3 protein-coding genes are annotated in these 3604 nt (G+C 59.0%); all 3 read left to right on the forward strand.

Going from position 1 to position 3604, the window contains the following annotated elements; translation table 11 throughout:
• Positions 1-347, forward strand: a 347-nt coding sequence (locus tag B4U45_RS30645) for an integrase core domain-containing protein (protein ID WP_219859589.1), incomplete at its 5' end; no start/stop codon positions are given.
• A 739-nt stretch (positions 348-1086) separates the two neighbouring features.
• On the forward strand, positions 1087-2661 hold the full coding sequence (locus B4U45_RS28435) for a putative alpha/beta hydrolase (protein ID WP_075545319.1): 1575 nt from the start codon (positions 1087-1089) through the stop codon (positions 2659-2661).
• A gap of 21 nt (positions 2662-2682) precedes the next feature.
• Entirely contained in the window at positions 2683-2991 is a 309-nt protein-coding gene (locus B4U45_RS28440) for a hypothetical protein (protein ID WP_075545320.1), read from the forward strand.
• Positions 2992-3604: the final 613 nt, after the last annotated feature.

Below are 3604 nucleotides of genomic sequence, written 5' to 3' on the forward strand. Positions count from 1 at the left end.
TGTCGAATGACAATCCCTACTCTGAGTCGGGGTTCAAGACGATGAAATACTGCCCGGTGTTCCCGGAGCGGTTCGCGTCGTTCGATCAAGCAGAAGTGTTCTGCGACAAGTTCTTTCATTACTACAACCATGAGCATCGGCATTCCGGGATCGGATTGCATACCGCGGCGTCGATCCATGACGGCACCGCCATCGAGATCCGGGCCCGGCGCGCCGAAACCCTCGCCGCCGCCTACGCGGCGAACCCCGACCGGTTCCGCCGCAAACCCGCCCCACCCAAGCTGCCCGAAGCAGCCTGGATCAACGAACCACCGAAGGAGAACACCGACACAGAACACGCAGCCTGACACGTCTCAAATGGTTTGACAGGTTCCGGTGACGTTATTCCTGCTGCTGCCTGCGCGCACTCCAGCGCCTACCGGATCGCGGCGACATCGAGGACAGCCAGGGCCGCCAAAACATCGCCGGATGGGCGAGACGGACAAGCTCCCTACGTGGGTTCTCAGGCGTGAATGGCGACACCCCCTGCAGTAGAGCAGAATTCGCGCGTGGCTCCCTCGGCGGTTCATCTCGATGCGATGTTCACCGCCGGTAGCCCGGCAGCTGCTGAAGGAGTCGCTACCGTGGTCGGCGCCACACGGTGGAGCCACTAAGTTTGTCACCGAATTGGATAACCCGGCGACACCATGCTGTGGCGAAATAGTGAATTGACCCGCGATTCGGCTGCCGATACCTTGTCGTCCGACGCATACCGATCGCGACGACAACGCGCGAGCGCTGCGTCCGAAGGAGACTGTGGCGTTATCGATCTCGACGACGGCAAGGAGTGACGATGTGCACGACGGAAGGGCAGGAAGAAGCCTCAAGGCGGTGCCGATCAATCGTTGTGGAGCCCCTCGAGGCTGGGGATTTCTCGCCATACCGCTGGGCCATGACTTCGCGCTGCGCGGTCAGCTCGCCACAGGCGCAAAAGGTAAGCGGGTCGCGAGCGTCTCACGAGCCTTCTGTTCTCGGAACCCGGCGACTGCACGCCACAGGACTGACACGACGCAATGAGCACAAGGTAGCGAGACGTCAAGCGGTGCAATGCAACTGCGTCATATAAGCATCCCGCGGCTGATCGTCGAGGTCGGCGGCGATCCGTGGGCGATCAACCAGAGTCTGCAGGCTGGACGTCCGGCGCGGATATCTGAGCTGGCCCAGGCCTTCCACAATGCTGGCCGATGCACCGCCGAGGCCTGCGCTGCATTCGACGATGCTCTTCGCCGATTTGAGGCGTCCTGGAAGCGGGACAACGGTGATCATCCGATCAACGACTCTGTCGAAGTTCAGCGCGTGGCGAACTCCCTGGGACTTCAGGCCGCGCAACTGCCCAAGATCGGTTTGCACTTGGCGAACATCGCAGCCGCGCTGGCCGAGGCACAACGGTTGGCGGGGAAGCAGATTGCTGCCTTGGAGGCCCAGCTGCAAGAGATCGACAACGAACTGGGCGATGCGCTGGAAATCGAGAACAATGTTAGCCTTACAGAGGCCGACAAGTCCGCAGTCGATGCTCTCATTTCCACTCTCGAAGATGACGCCATCACAGAGACCAAAGTCGCTCTACAAAAGCTGACATCCATACGTTCTGGCTACTCAGATGACTTGCAAAGCTCGCTGAGCACTTTGAACAACGATGGCTGCGACCCGACGATGATCGAGGCTTTCGACGCGCCAGCAACGCCAACCAAGGGCGGACCAGAAGCCGACCGACGCCAGACCGAAATCGCCGCTTTTGCGAAGATTTTCGGTAGGCCACCGACCTCCGCGGCAGACTGGCAAACGGCGGCGGCGCTCGATCCGCATAGTTATGACCCGAAGAACGGCGGCGTGCCCCCGAACATCGTGGTTGGACGCATCAAGCCGGTGCCCGGACAAGGTGTGGTGCGGACTAACCTTTTCATTCCTGGTCGCGCTGTTTGGGCTCCGCAACTCGACTGGCAGCCGATTCACGACAATCTCGGCGACAACCGTGGCTTTTCATCTACCGCGGGGCCGGAGGCATCGCGGGTGTCAATCTATGTCGATTATGAGAACGGCATCATCGTCGCGCGCCAGAACCCGTCAGTTGACGCAAAAACGGGCCAGATCCGGGCGGGAACGCCGACAATCTCAGCTGTCCAGAAGAGCGACGGTGGCGTTTTGGTGAAATATAGTGCTGCCGACCCGTTTTCACCCGGCGGGGAAGGCTTAGCCAAGGCGACGTCGTTCGATGTGAATGGCACGATCGCCATCCAGCCGACGCCCGGAGGTCCCCATGTCGGTGGCACCGTGACGAACTTCCCGGCGATCGAGATCTACAACGATCGGCCGGGGTCGACGACGGCACCGCTCGTGCAGTCATGGCCCCTCGTAGTTGACAACGCATTGGGGCCTGCTGCTGGTCTCTGGTGGCACAGATCAATCGGTGACCAAGTGCTGGAACTGCGATTCAACGATCAGTACCCTGCCTTGACGATCCCATCCCTCCCGCAACCCGGACACGGGCCCGCGCCGGTGCCCATTGGTCCGCCGCTTGTTGCTACGCCCCCGGGCACATACCTTCTCGGGCCCGTCGATCATCCGCCGGAAATCGGCCTGCATGATCCGGTTGTTATGCTGCCACCACTATTGCCAAGATAGAAAAGGGTCCCGACAGTTTATATGAAAGAGCCTATCGACTGGATACGCGCCACATTTACCGGAGCGATCGCTGGCGGATTTCTGTGGGCTATCATGCTGAAAGTTATATCTATCGCGACGCACGAACATTTTGCTGCAGGAGATTTTTATAGATTTGTCTCTTGGGTATCCTTCATCCTGATCGTTACTGGCGTGGCCCTGTACTTCGGCGCTAACGGTGCCGTATGGCGCGGCACTGCAATCGGAATCATTCTCGCGCCGCTGACGGGGTGGTCGATCCTGCTCTTCGTCAACCTCCTCTTAGGCTTCCCCTCTTGGAGGATGCACTGATATGATCGCGTCCTCTGGCTATGAAAGCCCGTTCGACTATGCCCGAAATCGGCCCGTCCCACTCCTTGCGGGCATGTTTGTTGGCATCTTGTCGACGCTGCTTACTTTCGGATTCTTCTGGTTTTTTGCACCGATATTTCCTCTTTTTCTTTGTGGACTCACGATGGCTTTCAAACGCACAAAGGCATTTTCGGTGGGCGCATTTGCAGCGTTTTTCGGTGTCTTTACATTTGTGAGTCTATTCGCGATCCTGTATTTTATTTAAAACTCAAATTGGGTACCTACCTAACGAATAATGGCGCGCGTCACGGCACATCGGAACCTGTCAAACCATTTGAGACGTGTCAGGCTGCGTGTTCTGTGTCGGTGTTCTCCTTCGGTGGTTCGTTGATCCAGGCTGCTTCGGGCAGCTTGGGTGGCCCTCTCTGCCAACCTTGGGTGAGGCACTCGCCCCCTGATAATTAGTGACCCGAGGGCGGGGATGGAGAGTTTCCCCGAGATGACGAGCAAGGTGACCGTATTGGCCCCCCCCGGTAGGGATCGATGATCCTGGTCGGGTGGATGGCGATAGTACCCAGCGGCCCGATCCGCAGGTGCCCGAGCGGGCGAAACG

The organism is Mycobacterium persicum (assembly GCF_002086915.1).
Classification (GTDB): Bacteria; Actinomycetota; Actinomycetes; order Mycobacteriales; family Mycobacteriaceae; genus Mycobacterium; species Mycobacterium persicum.